At 47.7% G+C, this 22,729-nt stretch carries 17 protein-coding genes and 1 tRNA gene; 9 read left to right on the forward strand and 9 right to left on the reverse strand.

The window, feature by feature from the left end; genetic code table 11:
• Positions 1 to 9 precede the first annotated feature (9 nt).
• The 3 genes from ESB13_RS17755 to ESB13_RS17765 form a co-directional block, all read right to left on the reverse strand.
• Entirely contained in the window at positions 10 to 3,084 is a 3,075-nt protein-coding gene (locus ESB13_RS17755) for an efflux RND transporter permease subunit (RefSeq protein WP_129004963.1), read from the reverse strand.
• Positions 3,085 to 3,114: 30 nt separating this feature from the next.
• Positions 3,115 to 4,191, reverse strand: a complete 1,077-nt coding sequence (locus tag ESB13_RS17760) for an efflux RND transporter periplasmic adaptor subunit (protein WP_129004964.1) — start codon at positions 4,189 to 4,191, stop codon at positions 3,115 to 3,117.
• Between the two features lie 158 nt (positions 4,192 to 4,349).
• On the reverse strand, positions 4,350 to 6,755 hold the full coding sequence (locus ESB13_RS17765; RefSeq protein WP_129004965.1) for a TonB-dependent receptor plug domain-containing protein: 2,406 nt from the start codon (positions 6,753 to 6,755) through the stop codon (positions 4,350 to 4,352).
• Between the two features lie 223 nt (positions 6,756 to 6,978).
• On the opposite strand from ESB13_RS17765, the gene ESB13_RS17770 reads away from it, so the two are divergent.
• Complete coding sequence (locus tag ESB13_RS17770) at positions 6,979 to 8,163, forward strand: GAF domain-containing sensor histidine kinase (RefSeq protein ID WP_164974261.1); 1,185 nt, start codon at positions 6,979 to 6,981, stop codon at positions 8,161 to 8,163.
• A 267-nt stretch (positions 8,164 to 8,430) separates the two neighbouring features.
• Here the strand turns inward: ESB13_RS17770 and feoB are convergent, their stop codons facing one another.
• Entirely contained in the window at positions 8,431 to 10,554 is a 2,124-nt protein-coding gene (gene feoB, locus ESB13_RS17775) for a ferrous iron transport protein B (RefSeq protein ID WP_129004967.1), read from the reverse strand.
• 116 nt (positions 10,555 to 10,670) lie between these two features.
• On the opposite strand from feoB, the gene ESB13_RS17780 reads away from it, so the two are divergent.
• Genes ESB13_RS17780 through ESB13_RS17800 form a run of 5 tightly spaced genes read left to right on the forward strand, consistent with a single transcriptional unit; the run spans position 10,671 to position 14,879 of the window.
• Positions 10,671 to 12,314 carry a M28 family peptidase gene (locus tag ESB13_RS17780; protein WP_129004968.1) on the forward strand — a complete coding sequence of 548 codons (1,644 nt, stop codon included), beginning with the start codon at positions 10,671 to 10,673 and terminating at the stop codon, positions 12,312 to 12,314.
• A 28-nt stretch (positions 12,315 to 12,342) separates the two neighbouring features.
• Positions 12,343 to 12,777 carry an IPExxxVDY family protein gene (locus tag ESB13_RS17785; protein WP_129004969.1) on the forward strand — a complete coding sequence of 145 codons (435 nt, stop codon included), beginning with the start codon at positions 12,343 to 12,345 and terminating at the stop codon, positions 12,775 to 12,777.
• A 33-nt stretch (positions 12,778 to 12,810) separates the two neighbouring features.
• Positions 12,811 to 13,959 (forward strand): M48 family metallopeptidase, encoded by a 1,149-nt coding sequence (locus ESB13_RS17790; RefSeq protein WP_129004970.1) that lies wholly within the window; start codon positions 12,811 to 12,813, stop codon positions 13,957 to 13,959.
• 19 nt (positions 13,960 to 13,978) lie between these two features.
• Positions 13,979 to 14,209, forward strand: coding sequence for a 4a-hydroxytetrahydrobiopterin dehydratase (locus ESB13_RS17795; protein ID WP_129004971.1), 231 nt, complete (start codon positions 13,979 to 13,981; stop codon positions 14,207 to 14,209).
• A 31-nt stretch (positions 14,210 to 14,240) separates the two neighbouring features.
• Entirely contained in the window at positions 14,241 to 14,879 is a 639-nt protein-coding gene (locus tag ESB13_RS17800; RefSeq protein ID WP_129004972.1) for a hypothetical protein, read from the forward strand.
• A gap of 95 nt (positions 14,880 to 14,974) precedes the next feature.
• Here ESB13_RS17800 and rho read toward each other — a convergent pair whose 3' ends face one another.
• A complete protein-coding gene (rho, locus tag ESB13_RS17805) occupies positions 14,975 to 16,672 on the reverse strand; it encodes a transcription termination factor Rho (RefSeq protein WP_129004973.1) in 1,698 nt (565 codons plus the stop codon).
• Positions 16,673 to 17,246: 574 nt separating this feature from the next.
• Here rho and asnS point away from each other — a divergent pair.
• From asnS to ESB13_RS17820, 3 genes are all read left to right on the forward strand, one after another.
• Positions 17,247 to 18,686: an asparagine--tRNA ligase gene (gene asnS / locus ESB13_RS17810; protein WP_129004974.1), complete on the forward strand. Its 1,440-nt coding sequence runs from the start codon at positions 17,247 to 17,249 to the stop codon at positions 18,684 to 18,686.
• A 77-nt stretch (positions 18,687 to 18,763) separates the two neighbouring features.
• Positions 18,764 to 19,564 (forward strand): DUF3050 domain-containing protein, encoded by an 801-nt coding sequence (locus ESB13_RS17815; protein ID WP_129004975.1) that lies wholly within the window; start codon positions 18,764 to 18,766, stop codon positions 19,562 to 19,564.
• 55 nt (positions 19,565 to 19,619) lie between these two features.
• Positions 19,620 to 19,692: transfer RNA gene (locus ESB13_RS17820), tRNA-Phe, on the forward strand.
• 127 nt (positions 19,693 to 19,819) lie between these two features.
• Here the strand turns inward: ESB13_RS17820 and ESB13_RS17825 are convergent.
• The 4 genes from ESB13_RS17825 to ESB13_RS17835 all read right to left on the reverse strand — a co-directional run bounded on the left by ESB13_RS17825 (position 19,820) and on the right by ESB13_RS17835 (position 22,340).
• Complete coding sequence (locus ESB13_RS17825) at positions 19,820 to 20,803, reverse strand: ISAon1 family transposase (RefSeq protein ID WP_129004976.1); 984 nt, start codon at positions 20,801 to 20,803, stop codon at positions 19,820 to 19,822.
• Positions 20,796 to 21,152, reverse strand: coding sequence for an ISAon1 family transposase N-terminal region protein (locus ESB13_RS17830; protein ID WP_246022601.1), 357 nt, complete (start codon positions 21,150 to 21,152; stop codon positions 20,796 to 20,798). The genes ESB13_RS17825 and ESB13_RS17830 overlap by 8 nt, the downstream gene beginning before the upstream one ends.
• 56 nt (positions 21,153 to 21,208) lie before the next feature.
• A complete protein-coding gene (locus ESB13_RS23830) occupies positions 21,209 to 21,370 on the reverse strand; it encodes a hypothetical protein (RefSeq protein ID WP_164974262.1) in 162 nt (53 codons plus the stop codon).
• Between the two features lie 265 nt (positions 21,371 to 21,635).
• Positions 21,636 to 22,340, reverse strand: coding sequence for a recombinase family protein (locus ESB13_RS17835; protein WP_129004977.1), 705 nt, complete (start codon positions 22,338 to 22,340; stop codon positions 21,636 to 21,638).
• Between the last annotated feature and the right edge of the window lie 389 nt (positions 22,341 to 22,729).

The following is a 22,729-nucleotide window of genomic DNA, read 5'->3' on the forward strand; positions in this document are numbered from 1 at the left end:
AACAGCTGTTTATTCTGTTATGTGAGTTTCATGTACTTTGTGTTTTCCAGATATGTATGTGTATACTGCAGGGATAACAAAAAGTGTCAAAATTAGTGAGAAAACGATACCACCTACGATCACGATACCGAGTGGGATACGGCTGGTAGATGCGGCACCCAGGCTCAATGCAATAGGCAGGGCGCCCAGTGAGGTTGCCAGGCTTGTCATTAAGATAGGACGCAGGCGTTGCTGTGCGGCTTCGAGTACGGCCTGTTTTCTTGGCAATCCTATTTCGCGTTTCTGGTTTGCAAACTCTACTATAAGGATACCGTTTTTGGTAACGAGGCCTATGAGCATGATCATACCTATTTCCGAGAAGATATTGAGTGTTTGTCCGAAGATGTATAAGCTCAAGAATGCCCCTGCTGCTGCGAGCGGAACGGTGAACATGATGGTAAACGGGTCGAGGAAGCTTTCGAACTGTGCGGCCAACACCAGGTAGATGAATACGAGCGCCAGCACGACGGCGAACATGATGTTGGATGAGCTTTCGGCATAGTCACGTGATGCCCCTGAGAGGGCCGTTTGATAGGTGTGGTCGAGTAATTTATTACCGATAGCCTGCATTGCTGCGATGCCGTCGCCAATGGTTTTACCATCGGCAAGGGAAGCTGAGATGGTAGCTGCCTTATAGCGGTTAAAGTGGTAGAGTGTTGCGGGGCTGCTGCTTTCTTCGAGGTGGATCACGGCGTCGAGGGGAATGTTTTCGCCCCTGTTGTTGCGGACGTACAGTTTGTCGATATCGCCGGGTTTATTACGATCGTTCCGTTCTACCTGGGCTATTACCTGGTACTGGAAGCCATTCATAATAAAATAGGCCATACGTCCGCCGGAGAATGCGGCCTGTGCGGCGGCAACAATATCGGCTGTAGATACGCCGAGGTCGCGGGCTTTGATCCTGTCGACAGAAAGCTGGATCTCGGGTTTATTGAATTTGAGGTTAACGTCGACGTTCGAGAAAGTTTTGTCTTTACGTGCTTCGGCCAGGAATTCAGGGATCATTTCCTTCAGTTTTTCGAGGTCCTGGTTCTGGAGTACAAACTGGACTGGCAGGCCTGAACGTGATCCTGAACCTACTGAGATGGTTTGTTCCTGTACTGCGAAGATGCGGGCTTCGTTAAAGCGGCGGAGTTTTTTCTGGAGGTCGGCTGCTATTTCGCTTTGGGTGCGGTCACGTTCGGCGGGGTCGATCAGTCCGATCCTTGGTTGTGAGGTATTGGTAGCGGTAGAAGAGAAGCCTCCTCCGGTTCTTGCGAATACGAAGTCGCGTTCGGGAACGGAATCATATAAGAAGTTAGCTACTTCATCGGTGAGGTCCTGCATGTATTCGAAGCTTGTACCTTCTGCTGCGGTAGCGGTGAAGCGAATGGAGCTACGGTCTTCGAGCGGTGCAATTTCGCTTTGCAGGTGGCCGAGTGTAAACCAGATGAGGCCGAAGCAGACCACTATAATGATCCAGGACACCCAGCGTACGCTCATGAAAGCTTCGAGCCAGCGCCGGTAGCCGTTTTCCATTGCCTGGAAGAAGGGTTCTGTTTTTTTATAGAACCAGCCATGGTCGGCGTTTTTACGGGTAAGATAAACGTTTAGTACGGGAGTGATGGTAAGCGAAACGAACGCCGAGATCAATACTGCGGCTGCGAGCACCACACCAAACTCGCGGAACAGTCGTCCTACGAAACCTTCGAGGAAGATCACCGGCAGGAATACGATGGCAAGTGTGATAGAGGTTGAGATAACTGCGAAAAAGATTTCTTTACTTCCTTCGAGCGCTGCTTTGCGGATGGGCATACCTTCTTCGAGCTTACGGAAGATATTTTCCGTGACCACGATACCATCATCGACCACGAGGCCTGTTGCCAGCACTATACCCAAGAGCGTAAGCACGTTAACGGTAAAGCCGCAGATGTACATGATGAAGAAGGTGGCTATGAGTGATATGGGGATATCTATCAGGGGCCTGATGGCGATGAGCCAGCTACGGAAGAAGAAGAAGATAACGAGCACCACGAGGCCGAACGAGATCAGGAGCGTTTCTTTCACTTCGTCGAGAGAGTGGCGGATGTTGCGGGTATTATCGATAAGGACGTTGAACGAGATATCTTCTTTGTTGCCGTCCTGGATTTCTTTCAGGCGTTTATAGAATTCGTCGGCGATGGTGATGTTGTTGGCTCCGGGCTGTGGTATAATGGCGAGGCCTACTGCATTCACGCCATTGAATTTCCAGCCACGGTCTAATTGTTCGGGGCCGAGTTCAACCGTTGCTACGTCGTTGAGGCGAACGATACCTGCGGTATCCTGGCGGATGATAAGGTCTCTGAACTGCTGTTCTGAAGTAAGGCGTCCGAGTGTGCGGATGGTAAGTTCTGTGCTGTTGCCGTAGATCTTTCCTGGGGGCAGTTCTACGTTTTCGCTATTGAGCGCTGTTCTGATATCGGTAAGGGCTACGCCGTAGGCGTTGAGTTTATCGGGTTTGAGCCATAAGCGCATGGCGTAGCGCTTTTGTCCGAAGATATTAATAGAGCTGATGCCGTCGATGGTTTGCAGTTGTTGCTGGAGGACGTTTTCGGCATAGTCGCTAAGGTCCATCAGACCTTTGGTGCGGCTTTGAACTGCGAGCAATAATATGAAGTCGCTGTTGGCGTCGGCTTTAGAGACTACGGGTGGGGCGTCGATATCCTGGGGCAGGCTGCGTTGTGCCTGGCTTACCTTATCGCGGACGTCGCTTGCTGCTGCTTCGAGATCGGTTCCGAGGTTAAACTCTACGGTGATATTGCTGCTACCCTGCTGACTTGAGGAGGTGATGGTACGAATGCCGGGGATACCATTGATCTGTTTTTCCAATGGTTCGGTGATCTGGCTTTCGATGATATCCGAGTTGGCGCCTGTGTAGGAGGTAGATACGTTGATAACCGGGGGATCGATGGCCGGGTAATCTCTTACAGCCAGAAATGTATAACCCACTACGCCCAGGAGGATGATGAAGATATTCATCACGGTAGCGAATACCGGGCGTTTGAGTGATAACTCCGAAATGTTCATGATTCTTATTTCAATTTGCTGTTGACAAGATTATTGCTGGCCCTGGTTCACGGTATCCCTGAGGTTATTGAGCTGAGCAATGTTGCGCACCTTAACGGGGTTGTTATTGGTTGCGAACATGACACCTTTAACCACGATGGTATCGCCCTGGCTGACGCCTTTTGTGATGGCTACGAAGCTGGACTGTCTGAGGCCTGTTTGGACATTGACGAAGGCTGCTTTTCCATCGCGGACCAGGACAACCTGTTTGTTTTTATCGCTTGGGATAATAACATTGCTGGGCACCAGTATTGCTTTCTGGGTAATGTTCTCGCCTACGTACACTTTTACGAAGGCCCCGGGGTTGGCTTTACTTACGGGGGGTAACAAAGCGCGGATCCTGAGGTTACGTGTTAAGGCGTTTGCCTGTGGTTCTATTGCAATGACGGAGGCTTTATGGCGGGCGTTATCTGTACCGTCTATCACTACGTTTACAGTACCGCCTGTTTGTACCAGGGATCCATATTGTTCGGGAATGGTAAAATCGACCTTCAGCTGATTCAGTTGTTGCATGGAGGCGATAATGGTTGTGGGGGTAACGAAGGCCCCCGGGCTTACCTGCCGTAATCCGAGGGTTCCGCTGAAGGGGGCGCGGACAACCGTTTTATCGATCATAGCCAGGGTATAATCGATATCGGCCTTAAAGCCATTTACGGTGTTGAGTGCGGCATCGTAATCGGCCTGGTTGACGCCATTTATATCGAGCAGCTTGCGTAAACGCTGTTCTGTTTTTTCTGCCAGTTCGAGCTGTACTTTGATCTTACCCAGCTGTGCCTGTAAGTCGGCATCATTGACGCGTGCGATGACCGTTCCTTTTTCTACATATTTACCTTCCTGAACGTTGAGGTAGGTAAGGCGTCCGTTTACTTCGGGCCGCAGTTCAACGAATTCGTTGGCGAGGACGGAGCCATTGGCTTCTACGGCATTAGTGACATTTGTATAGCCGGCTACAATAACATCTACAATGGGTGCCTGATTCTGGGAAGCTTTAGGGTTTTGTTTTTTCCCGCCGCATGCACCCAGGAGGCAGGAACAGGCAATGATGGCAGGTATTCTACTTGATAACATCGTTGGGATTTAGCTTTAAAACCATTTACGGATTTAAAGATAGATAGATTTTAATGCCTATTTAAGGAGCGCTGCTTCACTAACGGTGAACCCCATAAAAAAACCGGGCGAGTGCGCCCGGTTCACAAAGGTTTAACAATCCGTTATCAATGACTGTGTTATTCTACTTCCTGTTCAAAGTGAAGCAGTTTACCGTCTTTATTAACCCCTTCGAGCACTACGCGGAGTTTTTTGGTAACGTCGTTATTATAGAACTCTACTGTGATCCTATGGTTTTTGGGATCGGTTAATACGTAGGGGTTCCAGTATAAGGTAGTGCGCAGATCGGGCTGGTCGTGGCGGGGGTCGCCGACTGCGTAGTTAGGGGAATAGAATTCTTTGAAGTTGGTATAGCCGGCAATTTTTTTGAAGTCGAGGCCTTTCCCTGGTTCGGACTTCACGTCGCCGCCTCTGCGGGTGTATACGGCTATGGCGCCACCTGCGCCGCCGCCGAAGCTACCGAAGAAGGGGGGGCGCATTACCTTGATATAAGCCACATCGGTCATCGGGATATTGGCTAACTGTTGTGCGTCGACGGGCATTTCGTCGAGGAAGAAGGAGGTAGCACTTCCGCGCCAGGTAGCGCCTTCCTGTCCGCTGCCCATAGCGCCTCCGGAGGTTCCGGAGATCTGCAGACCTGCCACGCGGCCCTGGAGGTACTGGAACACGCTGAAGGAGCTTTGTGCCAGCACATCGTTCAATACATCGAACTGGTAGCCATCGCCTTTAAACATGCCCGAGGTATATTTTTCGTCGAGGACGTCGACCGGGCGTTTTGCTCTTGACTTTACGGTAACCCCTTCGAGCGTTGCCGTTTCGAGTAATTTTTTCAGGCGTGCCTGTTCATCGGCAAAATAGCGGGCGCGTGCGTTTCCGCTGGTATCGAGCGTAATGAAGTTATAAGCGGGTAAGCCCTGAATTTTATAAGGTGCATCGGCAAGGCCATTCATAAAAGAAACGGCTACCCTTGAGCCCAGTTTGCTTTTTGAATTGAACTGATAGTATACGCGCACCGTATCGAAGAACAACATATTAGGATCGGAGAAAGTACCATCGGTTTTCAGTGGTAAAAACGAGAAAGTACGGGAAGAGTCTTTTCCCTGGAAGATCATATTAATATTACCAGCTTCCCTGAGTTCGGAAGGCGTAGCGCCGAAGACCTTCCCGGAGAAGGATAAAAAGGATGTGTCTTTGGGATATTTGATGGCAGGCATCTGGCCTTTTGCCAGCTGTTCCCAGTTAATACGGCGCCAGCCGTTTGTTAACATTACGAGGTCGAGGTGCTGCTGGAGGCTATCGGCCTTGCTGCTGAAATAGGCTGCTGCGTTGTGCACGTAACCTTTTATTTCGCTTGACAGCAGCAGATAAGAGACGATAGTGTTTGCGGTATCTTTCGCCAGGTCTGCATCGGTCACTGCGATAGACATATTGGCTGCTACGGTATCGGGCACATCTATTTCGATAAAGCTTTTAGCGCGTTTGCGGGTATCGCCGATGATATCTACGGTAGGCGTAAAGCTGTAGTTATGATTATTGATGAAGGTAATACGTTCTGCCACGGGCAGCCAGTTAGCATCGAACAGGCTTAGTACGATGATGCCTGAGGGCAGGGTATTTACGGGTATGCTTCCACCGATAGCGGTAGTTTCGGTAAGGTCGACCTTAGCGCGATAGATCATCTGCTGTTGTAAGGTAGCAACGATGTAAAGCGTTTTAAGGTTATCGGGAGTATTGGCAGCGCGTTCTACGAGGAAGCTGCGCCTTGGGCCTGTACCTGAGACGGCCATGGTTACACCCGACTCTTTGGATTCGGGGAGCGCTGTTGTTTGTATTTTACCGTTGACATCTTTCCAGATGGCGGCATATTTTTGTCCGGCTACCGGTTCCATGTTTATAAAACCCATGCCATCGTACTGTGTAACAAAGGTGTCGATCTTAGTTCCCTGTGCGTCTACGATACGTCCTTTTACTGCAACCGGTTTGCCCCACTGATCGTTGGCTTTAAAAGCCAGTTTTGATTTCAGTCCTGCAATAAGATCACCGCTTTCGGGGAAGAAGCCGAGAGTGGTTTCTATTTTAGGAGGTGTGCCGTGAATGGGTTTTTGTACGACACGAAGGTCTTTGGTAAACAGGAAGGCGGAATCGAAATTTTTCATCCACTGTGTATAGGCTCTTACGTGTAAGATCTGGCTTTTAAAGGACGCTGGTATATCGAACTGGCCTTTCGCTGTTCCTTCGAGGAGTGGCGTTGCGGTATGAAGCAATACATTTCCTTCGGCATCGGTCCAGTCGACATAAAAGTTCTTACTGATATCGGACGGATAGATGCCTGCCATAAGGTAAGCTTTAAACCAAACAGTTTCTCCGGGAGAGTAGACCTGTTTATCGAAGTGGAGGTAAGCACGTTCCTGCTGATATTGCTCGCTCAACTGTGCCAGGGGTGCGTCGAGTTTCTGAGCAGAGAGTGTTGACATAACACCTAAAAGAGAACCCGCTGCTAAAAGATAACGTCCGAGTGTAGACATATTAGCTGATTATCAAAAGTTTACATTATCGAATTCTGTACAAGTTCGTTCAATTGCTTTTCTAAAAATAAGTTGTTTGTAACAGACAACGTGAGATTAGTAATAAACGGGCATGAATTTTATGCCTTCTTTACCACAGTTCCTGAATTTTAAGCATAAAGCTGCGTGAGGATCGGTATTTTTGAAACAAGACCTTATACCATACATACCCCCTATGATGCATATGAAAGCGATAGCTCTACAACCGGAGGAACAAGAACGATTGCATGAACTTAAAAGGTACGCATTGTTAGATAGTCCTGCCGAGAAAGAATACGATAGTATAGTACAATTGGCGTCGCAGTTATGCCAGGCGCCGATAGCGCTTATTTCCTTTATAGATGCGGAACGCGAGTGGTTTAAAGCAAAGACAGGCATTACTATTAGCGAAGTGCCGGCAGCATCTTTTCCGGGGAGTAAAGTAATTGAACAGAAAGGGTTATTACAGATACCTGATCTGCTGGAGGACGCCAATTCGTTTGTATTGTCTGCATTAACGGAGGAAATAACTCCCCGGTTTTATGCAGGTGTTGCTATTAGTTCCCCGGAAGGTTTTGTGCTGGGTGTATTAAGTGTGCTTGATACAAGGCCCTCGCGGGAACTTAGTGCAGACCAGGTTTTTGCGCTGGAAGCGCTTGCCGGTCAGGCTGAAAAGCTGATAGAGTTGCGTTTAAGGAAGAGTGAAACGCAGCGGATGATAAGTACGCAAAACCGGATCACTTCTATCATAGCTCATGATGTGCGAAACCCGTTGGCTGCGCTGAAAGCTATTATAGAGTTGAAGACTTCCGGTATGCTTACCGAGGAAGAAACAACGGAGATGTTAAGCATGTCGGCAAAGCAACTTGACGGAACGCTGGAGATGGTGGCGAACGTGGTAGATTGCGGCAAGCTACAGATAAAGACAAAGCTTCCCGAGAAGCAGGCTATAGATATACATGAGCAGGTATCGATGGCTTTTAATGCGCAGCAGCCTAAAGCAACAGCCAAGGGCTCCCAGTTATTTAATAGTGTGACGCCGGGCTTAACTGTTGACCTGGATATAGAGACGCAGGTGCTTCAGTTTATACTGCGCAACCTGTTGGATAATGCCATCAAGTTCACAGAAAACGGCAGTGTTACGGTTCGTGCGCAAAACGTTTATGGCCGGCTGGAGCTGCAAGTGAGCGACACGGGTGTTGGCATAGCTGCGGCTAAAGTTCCCCATCTTTTTGATTTGCAGAAAAATAACAGTACACCTGGTACGCGGGGCGAGAAAGGCAGCGGGCTGGGTTTGATACTGGTGCGGGAGTTACTTGAGAAGCTGCGGGGAAGGATACAGATAGAAAGCCAGGAACAGTCGGGGACGACGGTTACCATAGTTTTATAGCACTGTGACTCAAAGATGTTACCGGGAAAAAGCAAGATCCAGGGGGCCCGCGGAGGGCAGCAAGTGCGATACAAGTGCGATGCAAGTGCGATACAGGTGCGATGCAAGTGCGATGCAAGTGCGATACAGGTGCGATGCAAGTGCGATGCATGAGCGATGCAAGTGCGGTTATAGTTCACTTATAGTATATCCACGCCATATATTTAGCAGCCGGGGCAGACCATTGGTTTTGGCCGGCCCCGGTTTTTATTTCTACGGCGGATGAATTTAGGAGAATAGCCGGTATACTATAAAGCTCATGACATAGGCAAGGGCTGTCATATACCCTACCTGGATGAGCGGCCATTTCCAGGTTTTGGTTTCTCTTTTTACAATTGCCACGGTGGTCATACATTGCATTGCCAGAACGTAGAATACCATTAGTGATAAGGCGGTGGGCAGTGTGTATACTTTAGAGCCATCGGGCCTTACTGCGCTGGCCATTTTTTCGCGCAGCGGAACGTTATCGTCGGTTTCTTCTACGCTATATAAAGTGGCCATGGTTCCTACAAACACTTCTCGTGCTGCGAAGGAAGTTACCAGTGCGATACCTATTTTCCAATCGAAGCCCAGGGGTGCTATTGCGGGTTCGATGGTTCTGCCGATGATGCCTGCGTAAGAGTGTTCCAGTTTCTCGGTGCTTTTTTCGCTTTCGAGCCCGGCCTTTTCTTCGTTGGTTTTAGCCTGTTGCTGCAGTGCGGCGTATTTTTCATCGATGCCGTGCATTCTTTTTGAAGGGCCGTAACTGCTAAGTGCCCAAAGTATGAGGGAGATAACGATGATCACACGGCCGGCGTCCCAAACAAAGATCTTGGCTTTTTCTACCATTGTGATACCTACGTTCTTCCAGCGGGGTGAGCGGTAAACGGGTAATTCCAATATAAAGAAGCTTTTTTCCTTTACCTTGATCACCATCTTCAATACAAAACTTACGATCAGCGCCATTACGATACCCAAGAGGTAAAGTCCCATCATCACTAAACCCTGTAAGCTGAGAAATCCTAAATAGTAAGTATTGGGGACGGCCAGGGCAATGAGGACTGTAAAGACCGGCAGTCTGGCGCTGCAGCTCATAAAGGGAGTTACGAGAATGGTGAGGAGCCTTTCTTTTTTGTTTTCGATGTTACGGGCGGACATGATTGCTGGAACGGCGCAGGCGAAACCGCTGATCATGGGCATCACGCTTTTTCCGTTGAGGCCTACTTTGCGCATGAGTTTATCGCTGAGGAAGCTGATGCGGGCCATATAGCCTGTGTCTTCGAGGATTGTTATGAGTCCGAAGAGGATCATGATCTGCGGGACAAATACGACGATACCACCGAGGCCTGCGAGTACGCCATTCAGGAGGAGATCGCTCCACCAGGTTTGGGGGAGCATACCAGCGAGCGAGCCCTGGAGGCTGCTGAAGGTGGCATCGATGAGGTCCATGGGGTAGGTGGCGAGCCAGAAGATGCTTTGGAACAGGAGGAATAATGTAGCGAGCAGGATGACATAGCCCCAGATACGGTGCAGGAAGAGGTTATCGAGTTTTTCGGTGAAGAGTTTTTTCTGCAGCGGATCGGGTTCCACGACATTCTGCTTCATGATTTGCCTGATGCGGCTATAGCGTTGTACGATTTCTTGGGCCTGTGATTTTGTGGGATTGAATTTATTATCGACTTCGAGTTGTTCTATTGCGTCCTGTGTTTGGGTGGGCAGGGGGAAGTTCTCGTGGTTGATGAGATAGTGTACTGCGGCATAATCGCTTAATGCCGGCAGTAGTTTTTGCACGCCGCTTACGGCGGCGGGCGCCAGTTCTTTATTTCCGATAAAATCGCGCTGTGGCGCCTGATATTGTTGTTGTGCTGTTTGCACCAGGGCTTTTTTCAGCTGGCTGATGCCTTTGTTCTTGCGTGGGTTCACCGGGATCACGGGTACACCCAGTTCCGTTTCCAATCCTGGGACATCTACTTCTATGCCTTTGGAGCGGGCTATATCCATCATGGAGAGGGCTACCACTACCGGCACTTTGAGATCTATTATCTGGCTGCAGAATAGGAGGTTACGTTTGAGGTTACTGGCGTCCATTACCAGGAGGACCATATCGTATTTCACCTCGGTATCGACGCGCATCATTACCTGATAGGCGACCCATTCGTCGGCGCGGCGGGGGTACAGGCTATACGTGCCCGGGAGATCTATTACCGTTGCGGTTGTATTATCTTCCAGGGAAGCGTGCCCGGTTTTTTTATCTACGGTAACGCCCGGGAAGTTACCCACCTTTTGATTGAGGCCGGTAAGGGCATTAAACAACGATGATTTCCCGCTATTGGGATTTCCTACCAATGCTATGTGTACGTTCCTTCCTGTCAAAATCGAATTCTTAAAATATCAAAGGTACATACGGTGGATGGTATAACCTTACGAGATACGGAGTTTCAGTACATTTGCAGCCGGTAATCCGTATGTACCTTTAAAATCTGCTCAGAATGAAAAAGGCGTTGCTTATCCTGGTAGCATTTCCTGTTCTCACATATGCTCAAAGCCGTAAACAGAAAAAAGCGCAGGCCAAAGCTGACCTGGAAATTGTGACCAACCTGCGGGTGCATATTTCTTACCTGGCAGATGATAAACTTGGGGGCCGGCGTGCGGGTTCGGACGGAGAGCTTCTGGCTATGCAGTACATCAGCGAGCAATTTAGCAAGGCAGGGTTAGTGCCCAGGGGTGTACGGGCATTTGAGCAGCCCTTCCAGATAAGGCCGGGTAAACAGTTTTCACAGGGGGGCAATATGCTGAAGGTGAACGACCAGGCGCTTGTACCGGGTGAGGACTTCTTTCCCCTACCCTACTCTGCCACGGCGACCATGGAGGGATCGGCTTCGCCATCGCTGCGCGAAAAGGGTGAGCCCTGGTTCTGGGATCTGAAAGAAGCTTTTGACGAAAACAAGGACAATCCACATTTTGATGCATTGGCAGCTATTCACCATGAGGCTTCAATAGCTGCACGTAAGGGGGCGAAAGCATTGTTCATTATCAATACGGGGCTGCCATCCAATGATGTAAGCTTTAATAAAAGAGATACCCTGGCGGCCATGACGCTTCCGGTAGTTTATATTACCAGCGCTGCCGCCAAGCGTTATTTCCCGGACCTGACCACTTCGTATGCGCTTGACCTGCGGGTGAAAATAGAAGACCCGGTGCGTACGGGGCACAATGTAATTGGGTTTATCAATAACAATGCTGCTCATACTGTTATACTGGGGGCGCATTATGACCACCTGGGGCTGGGAGAAGACGGCAATAGTCTTGACGGTGAAGGGGCAATACATAACGGGGCTGATGACAATGCCAGCGGCACTGCGGCGCTGCTGGAGCTGGCGCGGTTATTAAAGTCTGCCGCTTACAAAAAGAACAATTACCTGTTCATTGCTTTTTCGGGTGAAGAACTGGGTTTACTAGGTTCGAAATACTGGCTTGAAAATCATTCCGCCGATATTGTTCCCAACTATATGATCAATATGGATATGATTGGCCGTTATGATAGCCACCGGTCGCTTACCATAGGTGGATATGGCAGTTCGCCACAGTGGGGCGGGTTGCTGAAAGGTATTACGGATCATTCTCTTTCTATCCGTTTTGACAGCAGCGGGGCGGGGCCAAGTGATCATGCTGCTTTCTATCATAAAGGTGTTCCTGTATTATTCTTTTTTACGAACAGTCATGAAGACTATCATAAGGCCAGCGACGATGCCGACAAGATCAATTACGAGGGAGCGCTTTCCATTGTAAAATATATACAGGAGGTGGTTGCCGCTACTGACAATGCGGGTAAATTATCTTTTGCGCGGACGAAAGATCCCGAGGTGGGCAGTGTTAATCTTCCGGTAACGTTGGGGATTATGCCTGATTATGCTTTCACCGGCACAGGTGTTCGTGTAGATGGCATCGGCAAGGGGAAACTGGCTGAACGCACGGGATTGAAAACGGGAGATATTGTTTTTCAACTGGGCGACCAACGCTTCACCGATGTCGTGAGTTACATGCAAACATTACGTACCTTTAAAAAAGGAGACACTACGCAGCTGCATATCAAAAGAGGCCAGGAAGAAAAAGTATTCGACATTCAATTTTAAAGCATCGTTACTTTCCAAATCATCGCGTGTGAAGCTGAAACTCAACATAGACGAACTTACTGAAGACTTTTTTACGGATACCAGGCTGTTAGGCATCACTGCGACCATCAAGAACTACCAGTTTTGCTGGCAGCTTAATCATATGCTGGGTTATAGTTTCCGATTGAATCCTGAAATAGAAATACACCTGCGTAAAAAAGAGCGCAGTTATTATTTTCCTGTTTACCAGCACGAGGTGCGGAACAGTTTTCTCAATCATTATCTTTATCGCAATCACTGCGATGGTGAGTATTTGTTACCTGAATTCAGGCATATGGATTTTCTATGGCTGATAAAGGGCGACTGTATTGAAGAAGAGCATTGCCGGCAGATGATCCAAAGTATTAAAAGTATTGGCGGTGTTCAGATGGTGGCGGAGCTCACCAATGAGAAAATAAAGAATAAGGGGCACCTGATATTTTAACTTCCCGTTCGTTTCATTCAAGAACTTTTATTCATGCTTCATAACAATACACCGGGTTTATGGTTTCAGGGGCAATATGCGCAGCCTAAAGCGGTGAAGCTGCTGTTGTTCAACGATAAAGTAAATCTTTATGCGTCGGAAACAGAGGAGTTCCTGGCGGCCTTTGCCATAAAAGACTGCCGTATTGCTACTGAGGGAGTACCTGTTGCGGGAGGTTCGGCTTTCTGGTTGCCTGATCAAAGTTTAGATGGTGAAAGGCGGGCCATATGGCATAAGATATATGTTTCGGCTGATGCATCGGGATACCTGTTGCTTAACGAAGCCAATGCCATCACCGGCTTTTTGTTAACGGCGATTCAAAACAAGAACCAGCCTATCCTGGGCCGTTTGCGCCGTTCGGGGCCGTTGTTGTTGTTAACGGGCATTTTTGCGGCTGTGGTGATCTTCTGTTATTTTCTTTTTACTGCGCTCATTCCGGCGATGGGGTTGCGGTTAATTTCCGTTCAGCAGGAGACGGCGCTTGGCCATACGTTGTTTAAGTCGACTGTCAACGCCAATATCATAGATACGCAGGCAAGCCGTATAGCACAGGATTTTGCGGGGCAGCTGCCGTTAAGCAAGCAATATGCTATCAGGGTATATGTAGTGGAAGATAAAACAGTCAATGCATTTGCTTTGCCCGGAGGTATTATTGTTATTCATTCGGGGATCATTCACAGCATGGGAAGTTATGAAGAGCTTGCGGCGTTGCTGGGGCATGAGGTAACACATATCAATGACCGTCATAGCTTACGGTCGATGCTCCAGTCGTTTTCTTTTTCGGCTTTATTGTCGGTGATCACTGGTGATGCTTCGGGGCTTACCGGTGTGCTGGCGTCGAATGCGGCGCAGCTGGAATCGCTATCGTATTCGAGGAAGCTGGAAACAGATGCTGATGAAAAAAGCATGGAGTTGTTGCAGGCGAGTGGTATTAATCCCGAGGGGATGATACGGTTGATGAAGCGGTTGCAGGCGGAGGAGCATGGCGGCGCTATTGCCTTTTTAAGTTCGCATCCGCTTACATCGGCACGAATTGAACATGCGGCTGCTTTTATAAAAAAGCATGCGGGAGAAAGTTACCCGGTAAATACATCGCTGCAACAGTGCTGGCGGCAGCTTAAAAGCGGCGGGACCAGTTTTTGATGCAGTATTATAAAAGCATATGTGGACCGAAAACAATAATCAATTATGCCGGACCTTCCGGTTCAAGGATTTTTCCGAGGCGTTTGCGTTTATGACCAGGGTAGCGCTGGCTGCGGAAAAGATGGATCATCATCCCAACTGGAGTAATAGTTATCATACTGTTGATATAAAGTTAAACACGCATGATGCCGGTGATGTTATCACGGAAAAAGACCGTGAACTGGCCCGGAAAATAGACGCACTGTTGTAACTTGTGTATGCCTGTTAAAAAACGATACACTATGACGATGCGAAAACTTCCGTTCCTGTTAGCAGTAATATGTACCATCAGCGCCTGCAAGTGTAATAGCAATAATGAAGCGGTTAAAGAGGAGGAAGCTGTTGTGCTGGATTCGGCGCAAACAGCGTTGAATATTATTGCGGAGGACAGCGCTACGGTTTTTGATGATGCCACCCGGCAGTGGCTGGGGCAAAGTTTGAAGCAGCCTGCTGTTAACTGGGATCGTTTTAAGCTTATATCGTTTTGGGCGGAAGACAGCATGCAGAAAGCGGATGCAGCGTTGCCGCGTGATTTTTATAACAGGTTTGCGAGTGTATTAAAATGGTCGCCGGACAGCAGTTATATTCTTGATATTGGATCGTATGGCGCTGTTGTTGTAAAGGATCGTACGGGGAAAGATGTGGTGGAAGCGGGCGAGCCTGATTCAGAAGTTTCTATTATTTATCCGAAAGAGCATAAGAAGGCCAGGATACTTTTTGGGGGGCCTTCTTCGCTGCAGGTGTTGAATGCTTCGTGGGCCGATTCATCGCAGGTTGCGATGCTGGCGTTGCAGGATACAAGTCGTACCGGCAGGCCTGATACCTTACTCTGGCTAATAGATGTGAAAGAGCATTTTTTCAGGAAGTACAAGTGGCAGTAGGCATTTGAGGGAATGCTGTAAAATAGAAAGAGGCTGTGTCTTTTCAGATACAGCCTCTTGTCGTATATAGGACAATGGTAAGTAAGTATTGTTTATTACCTGTTCATGCTTGCGAGGAACTCTTCGTTGCTTTTTGTGCCGCGCATACGTTTCAGCAATTCGTTCATTGCTTCTTCGGTATTCATATCGTTTAAGAATAATCTTAAAAGGTTCATGCGTTGCAGAACGTCTTTTTCGAGCAGCAGGTCATCGCGGCGAGTAGAAGAAGATACGAGGTCGATAGCGGGGAAGATACGTCTGTTAGCGAGGCGGCGGTCGAGTTGTAATTCCATGTTACCGGTACCTTTGAATTCTTCAAAGATGACCTCATCCATTTTAGAGCCTGTTTCGATAAGTGCTGTTGCGAGGATGGTTAAGGATCCACCGTGTTCAATTTTACGTGCAGCGCCGAAGAATTGTTTTGGTTTCTGCATTGCGTTAGCTTCGACCCCGCCTGATAATACTTTACCGGAGGCAGGGGCAACAGTGTTGTGGGCCCTGGCCAGACGGGTGATAGAATCGAGCAGGATAACTACGTCGTGGCCGCATTCTACGAGGCGTTTTGCCTTTTGTAAGGCGATGGTAGAGACCTTAACGTGTTTTTCTGCCGGTTCGTCGAAGGTAGAGGCGATTACTTCTGCTCTTACGCTGCGTTCCATATCGGTCACCTCTTCGGGGCGTTCATCGATAAGCACTACCATGAGGTATACTTCGGGGTGGTTGGCTGCGATAGCGTTTGCCACTTCTTTCAGTAATACTGTTTTACCAACTTTAGGTTGAGCCACGATCAGGCCACGCTGTCCTTTACCGATAGGAGCGAACAGGTCGATGATGCGTGTGCTATAGTTGGAAGGGGTAGTGAATAAGTTCAGTTTTTCGTAGGGGAATAATGGCGTCAGGTAATCGAATGGAACGCGATCGCGGACTTCATCGGGTCCTTTACCATTGATGGTTTCTACTTTCAGCAGTGCGAAATATTTTTCACCTTCTTTTGGCGGGCGAACGGAGCCGCAAACGGTGTCGCCGGTTTTGAGGCCAAACAGTTTTATCTGTGAAGGAGAAACATAAACGTCGTCGGGAGAAGAGAGGTAGTTATAATCTGAAGAGCGGAGGAAGCCATAGCCGTCGGGCATCATTTCCAATACGCCTTCTGCCTGAATAATACCGTCGAATTCTATGTTAAAGCCGGCTTCTTTCTTTGAAGGATACTGCGCAGCGCGGGGGCTGGGGTTATCGACGAGTTGTTGCGGAGCGATCATTTCGGCCAAAGCGAGCATACTTGCTGTTTCATCTTCGGTCATTTCTTCGTGGAGCTTAGCCAGTGCTTCGGGAGAGGGTTTTGTTTTGTGGACTGTAATAGGTGCTTTTGCCTCTTTTACGTCTTTCACCTCTTCTTCGTCGGCTGCTTCTTCGGGATGCTCTGCTGCTACCGGTTCTGCTATTTTTGTAGATTTACGTGTACGTTTTTTAGCCTGGTCGGATGGTGCTTTTTCTTTTTCTGCTACCGGGGCTTCTGTCATTACTTCTGCTTCTTCGGTGGTATTGGTAGTGTTAGCTTTCACTATTCTCTTGCGCTTTCCTTTTTCCGGGGTAACATCTTCTTTTTTCTCGCTTGCCATAACAGCTTGTTTATCTAATATCTTGTAAATCAGCTCCTGTTTGTCTAGTTTTTTGGCATTTGTCACCTTTAGTTGCTCTGCAATATCCAGCAACTCTGGGACCAGCATGTCGTTCAATTGCAAAATGTCATACATAAAATCGATAATAGGGATGTGAGTTTTAATCTTTAAACCCGTTCAAGTGATTAACTTAAAGATTGAAGAAAAATAAAAATTGATTGATTATGGGAAAACAGGCGTGCTGAGAGGTGATAGTGAACAAATCAGCTTGTTTCCATTGCAATGTTACTGTAATTTGTTTAAACCAAACAAAAAAATATTGGGTGTTTTGTTTTTTTTAAGATATAGCATTCAGCGGTTTGACACCGGTTTTCCCGGCTTTTGCCTGGAAGGTCTCAGCATTCCTTTACTCCTGTTTATATTCTAGCAATGATTCTGCCAGAACGATCGATCTTTAAAGGTTTCCGCAGTTTTCCTGCGTTTATTGTTCGAAGATTCCGGTCGTTTTCCTGTTTCAAATGTTCCCTTTTCCTTATAAATTGTTCCCTTTGCCGGTTCCCTGTGGGTGCTATGGTGGGTGTTGCTTTGCCAATATTTTAGCTTAGGCGGAGCAAAAGCCTGTTATTTCCTGCCTGTGATAGTTATATCTTTGCCCTTCTTTCGTGGCTTATAAGGGCCTTTTTAAAATAGTAATACAAAGCATCCTGGCATGTTTAACAACAGAGTAAAAATCAAAACGCTGTTAACCGGCGACGCATTAACCGGTTCCGAAGTAATTGTAATGGGTTGGGTTCGCAACTTCCGCAATAACCAGTTTATAGACCTTAATGATGGCAGTACCAATCAGAATATCCAGGTGGTGGTAGCGCTTGACCTGCTTGACGATGCCACCCGCAAACGTATTACTACCGGCGCTTCGATGCGTGTAAAAGGTGCGGTGGTACCCAGCCTGGGTAAAGGGCAAAAAGTAGAAGTGAAAGCTTCATCTGTGGAGATACTGGGAGACAGCGATGCTGAGAAATACCCGCTTCAGCCTAAAAAGCACAGCCTTGAGTTTCTTCGTGAAATAGCGCATCTGCGTTTCCGCACCAATACTTTTGGCGCTGTTTTCCGCATACGTCATTCCCTGGCGTTTGCTATTCACCAGTTCTTCAATGAGAAAGGATTTATTTACCTGCATACGCCTATCATTACCGCCAGCGACGCAGAAGGCGCCGGAGAGATGTTCCGGGTGACCACGCTGCCTACCGATAATCCGCCGCGTAATGAAGATGGCAGCATCAATTACAAAGAGGATTTCTTTGGTAAGAGCACCAACTTAACCGTTAGCGGCCAGCTCGAGGGTGAACTTGGTGCGATGGCGTTTAGTGAGATCTATACTTTTGGTCCTACTTTCCGTGCGGAGAATTCGAATACTACGCGTCACCTTGCAGAATTCTGGATGATAGAGCCTGAAATGGCTTTTTATGACCTGGAAGACAATATGAACCTGGCTGAAAGCTTTATCAGGCATATCATCAAATACGTGGTAGAACATAACTATGATGATCTTGAGTTCCTTGACCGCCGTCTTGCCGAGGAAGAAAAGCAACTGCCCCAGGACAAGCGCAGTGAAATGGGTTTATTGCAGAAGCTTGAATTTGTACTGAATAACGACTTTGAGCGTATTACGTATACCGAGGCGATAGATATTCTGCTGGCGAGCCCGGCTTATAAGAAGAAGAAGTTCCAGTACGAGGTGAAATGGGGTGTAGATATGCAAAGTGAGCATGAGCGTTATCTTGTAGAGAAGCATTTCAAGAAGCCTGTGATCGTTACGAACTATCCTAAGGATATCAAGTCGTTTTACATGCGTTTGAACGACGATGGCCAAACGGTTGCGGCGATGGACATCCTGGCTCCCGGCATTGGTGAGATCGTAGGTGGTTCTCAAAGGGAGGAGCGCCTGGACAAGCTGGAGGAGCGTATGGAGCAAATGCATATTCCTGCTGAAGAAATGAGCTGGTATCTTGACACCCGCCGCTTTGGTACGGTGCCGCATGCCGGCTTCGGGCTTGGATTTGAGCGTATTGTTCTTTTTGTAACCGGTATGACCAATATCAGAGACGTTATACCTTTTGCGCGTACGCCTAAGAACTGTGAGTTTTAGCGCCATTGGCCAATTATATTCCACAGGGGCTGTACCGGTTTGCGGTGCAGCCTTTTTTTAAAATATTTCTGAAAACTATGACTTCCGTATCTAAAACTTATCCGGACTTTTTGCAGCAGATTCAGGAGCCGCTGGCCGGCATTCGTGAACAACTGATCAACCATCCGCTTTATGCGCGGCTTAAAACTGTAGATGACATCCGCGTATTCACTGCGCAGCATGTTTATGCTGTATGGGATTTTATGTCGCTGCTTAAATCGTTACAGGGGCATCTTACCTGTGTTAATGTGCCGTGGGTACCTACGGGCAATGCCAATACACGTTACCTGATCAACGAAATAGTGCTTGGGGAGGAAACTGATATTGACGAGTCGGGCGTCAGGATGAGTCATTTTGAGTTGTATTTGTCTGCCATGGAGCAGATGGGCGCCGATACGGCTGCTGTAACTGGCTTTTTGAGCGCTATAAAGGCGGGTGTACCGGTAGATGAGGCGCTGGCGCAGCAGAAGGTGCTGCCTGGTGTCCAGGATTTTGTAAATCATACTTTCGAGGTAATAACCCGTCGGCCTGTTCATGTGCAGGCGGCCGTTTTCACCTTTGGGCGTGAAGATCTTATTCCGGGTATGTTTATCGGGATGGTAAAGGAGTTGTCGGAGCAATATCCTGGCATCAGTATTTTTCGTTATTACCTGGAGCGTCATATCGAGGTAGATGGTGATCATCATAGTCACCTGGCGATGGAGATGGTGAGTGAGTTATGCGGGGATGATGCTAAGAAATGGCAGGAGGCTGCGGATGCTTCGCTTAAGGCGCTTGCGTTCCGGAAGTTGTTATGGGATACGGTTTTGAGTGAGTTGGAAAAAAATAAAGCTGGTTAGATTTTGGTATTCAATAATTAATGCTATATTTGCAACCCGCAAGAGCGGAAAGGATGGTGCGGTAGCTCAGTCGGTAGAGCAAAGGACTGAAAATCCTTGTGTCGCCGGTTCGATCCCGGCTCACACCACTATCAGGATCAAGAGGTTATGAAGTAAAATTCATAGCCTCTTTTTCTTTGGGTACAACAAATGGAGGACCTTTGTTTTTCTATTATAAAGTTCGGATCAAGTTGAAAACTTGGGGGATGGTGACTTTTACGCATAAAGTTTGGATATTCTAAAGAGGAAGAACTCCACATCTCTTACCCCCCGTAAAGCATTTCTAAAAGCTTTGATTTTAGCATTGAAGGATTCCGCCGCAGCATTGGTAGCTCTGTTATTGAAGAAGTTCAAGATGCCCAGGTAATGTGTTTGTATGGTTTTGGCAAGTGTTCTAAAAGTAGCCATACCTGCCTCTTCAACGTCATTGTACCATAGTGCCAACCGCTTAAAAGCTTGTTCCTTGCTGGTACAGTTACGGAACACTTCTCCCAGCCTTAGGGAGAGTTGATACGCTTTGTGTATCTCCGGATAAAGACTAAAAAGCAGTTCTGCACGTTGACGCTGCTCCCTGCTCCAAAGCCTCGGATGCTTAAACAGCAGGTACCGGCTACGAGCCAGTAGTTGTTTTAATGAGTCACCATTGGGCAGTAATTGAGGCACATATACTGTGCGTTGCTTGCGGGCAGCCTCTATGGCTTTATTCTCCTCTTCCAGGGCTTCCCAACGATATTTAATTCGTGTCTCCTGCACCGCATCAAAAGCCAGTTGTTGTACATGGAAGCGGTCTACCACGCATTGTGCATGGGGGAAGCAGCGCCTGATAGCAAGGTTCAGGCTGGGTGCCATGTCTACAGTCACTTCTTTTACACGTTTACGCAGGTATTCAGGAAGACGCTTCAGTATCTCTATCAGGTTGTCTGCCTGCGTCCCTTTAATCATTGCTACCAGCGATCCCTGGCGACCTTTCGCTTCTTTGTTCGTAACGATAGTATATAGTTCTCCGTTACTGAAAGCAGTTTCATCTATGCTTAGATAAGCGCCCATGTTTTGCTCAAAGAGCATCCATTCAGCTGCATGCTCTTTCTGAGACCAACTCGTGAAGTCGCTTAAGTGATGCTTATATTGTTGCTGGAGTTGTTTGCCATCTACATGGAAGAAATTACCTAATTGAACAGGGCTAATAGGATAATTATCCAAACACTTCTTTTAAAAAAAGCCCGAACTCTGAGGTCATTCGTGCTCTTTCCCGGATCGCGGTCCAGTTACGGGTGATGATTTCGCCGGTTTTTACTACTTCCCAACGACGCCGGGTTATACATAGCAAAACTTTCTGGTTGCGGATGGGGAAGTCCTGAACAGCTACTTCAGGCATAAAACCTTTGGAATGGAGTTTCTCAGAGCGGTATTCATAAGGGGCTATATTTTTCTCTTCCAGGTAGATTTTAATGAGGCCTTCCTCCGTCTTTTCTACATTCATTAATTCAAAATACTCCGTTACTCCCGCTGGCAACATTAAACTCATCAACTGACGATAACCCTGATCCAATCTCTTATTTTTTTAGGACTGCAAAACAATCACTTTTTACACCATCCCCCAAGTTTTCAACTTGATCCGATATCGCATTGGTCATCGCTTACCGCGCGTTTGCCTTCCTCGATTTCGATGTATTCAAATTCCATTAGCGCAATCGCTTTGGCAACTTCCTTGACAGTTTTGTTATGGGGGGACATGCGCAACGTCCGCAAAATGTTTGGTTCACTCATGGCAGGTGTTTTTTATAAAAGGGGGTGGATACATCCCCGTTTGTAAGTTCGTGTACCCACTTGCCCCTGATTGGCACTGGTTGAGAAGGCCAGCACCGGAGAGGCATTCGGCTCAAGTTTTTATCTCGAACACCTCTTCTGTTATTTAAAGAAAGGGGGATACATGCTATGACCCATGTACCTAACCCTTTGCAACACCAACTTTGAAAAGCCAGTGCAAGACGGAAAACACTAAGCTCGCAGGTAAGCCAGCGTTTTTCCTGATTTATAATGTATGCTCAACGCCGTCTGTCTTATTCTCTATCCTTCTGGCCCGCTTGATAACGCCATGCACTGTTGCCAGATGCCATTTAATGCGCTTGCCGCCGGTATTTGTCCGGCGATAAGTGGACACAACACGGCGGCGATTGAGTTCACTAACGATTTTGCGGATGGTCAGCCCCTTGTCCAATAATTGCCGGATAAGCGGGTAACAATTTCGGGCGAACGCATCGGCATTTTCCTTGTTCTTCTTCGATAGCACTTCCCGGCCATAGATGCCCAATATCACACCATTTGTTTTAGCCACCTGCAAGGCTGCCTTCGTTTGAATGCTGATATTGCGCCGTTCCTGCTCGTCGCAAACGGCTTTGATCTTGATAACGAATTCATCCGCGTCCGGTGCATCGACAGAAATAAACTCAATCTGTTTATCATCGCAGAGGTCACAAATAAACGCCGCATTCCTTGCCAGCCGGTTTTGCCGGGCGATTAGCAAGGTGGCTTTATGCGCCTTGCACAGTTTAATCGCCTGCAACAGACTGGGACGACGCGCGATCTTGCCCGACATGATGTCGACAAATTCCCCGACCAGTTCATAATTGTTATGTTCCAGAAATAACAGGACAGCATAACGCTGCGCTTCCAGCCCCAGCCCGCTTTCTCCCTGGTCTTCCGTTGATACCCGGTAATACGCTACCGCTTTTTTCATTATCGCCAAACGACTTGCAATTTGTATGTTATTCTATTCTAGCGTTCACAAGTGAAGGAAGGATTACTTTTGAACTGCAATAAGGGAAAAAGCGGCAAATAACAGGAATTAAGGTTTCCTGAAACACAGGCAGGACAAGGGTTTGGAAAATGCAGATTGAAGGTCGTTGTTCAGATATGAACCTTCGTTTGCATCTGAACAAATTTTTTGCAGGTTTTTTAGAAATTATTTTGGGATCAGCTATAGAATAACATTGGGGCATCCGTTGCATTCTATGGTTCAACCAAATAAAAACAGGTGTTAATAAAAAAAGGGCTGGGGAAACAGTATACAGTTACTTCCCCAGCCAAGTTACTACAAGGAGATTTTCACTCCACCATTGACAACAA

It is taken from the genome of Filimonas effusa (assembly GCF_004118675.1).
GTDB lineage: Bacteria > Bacteroidota > Bacteroidia > Chitinophagales > Chitinophagaceae > Filimonas > Filimonas effusa.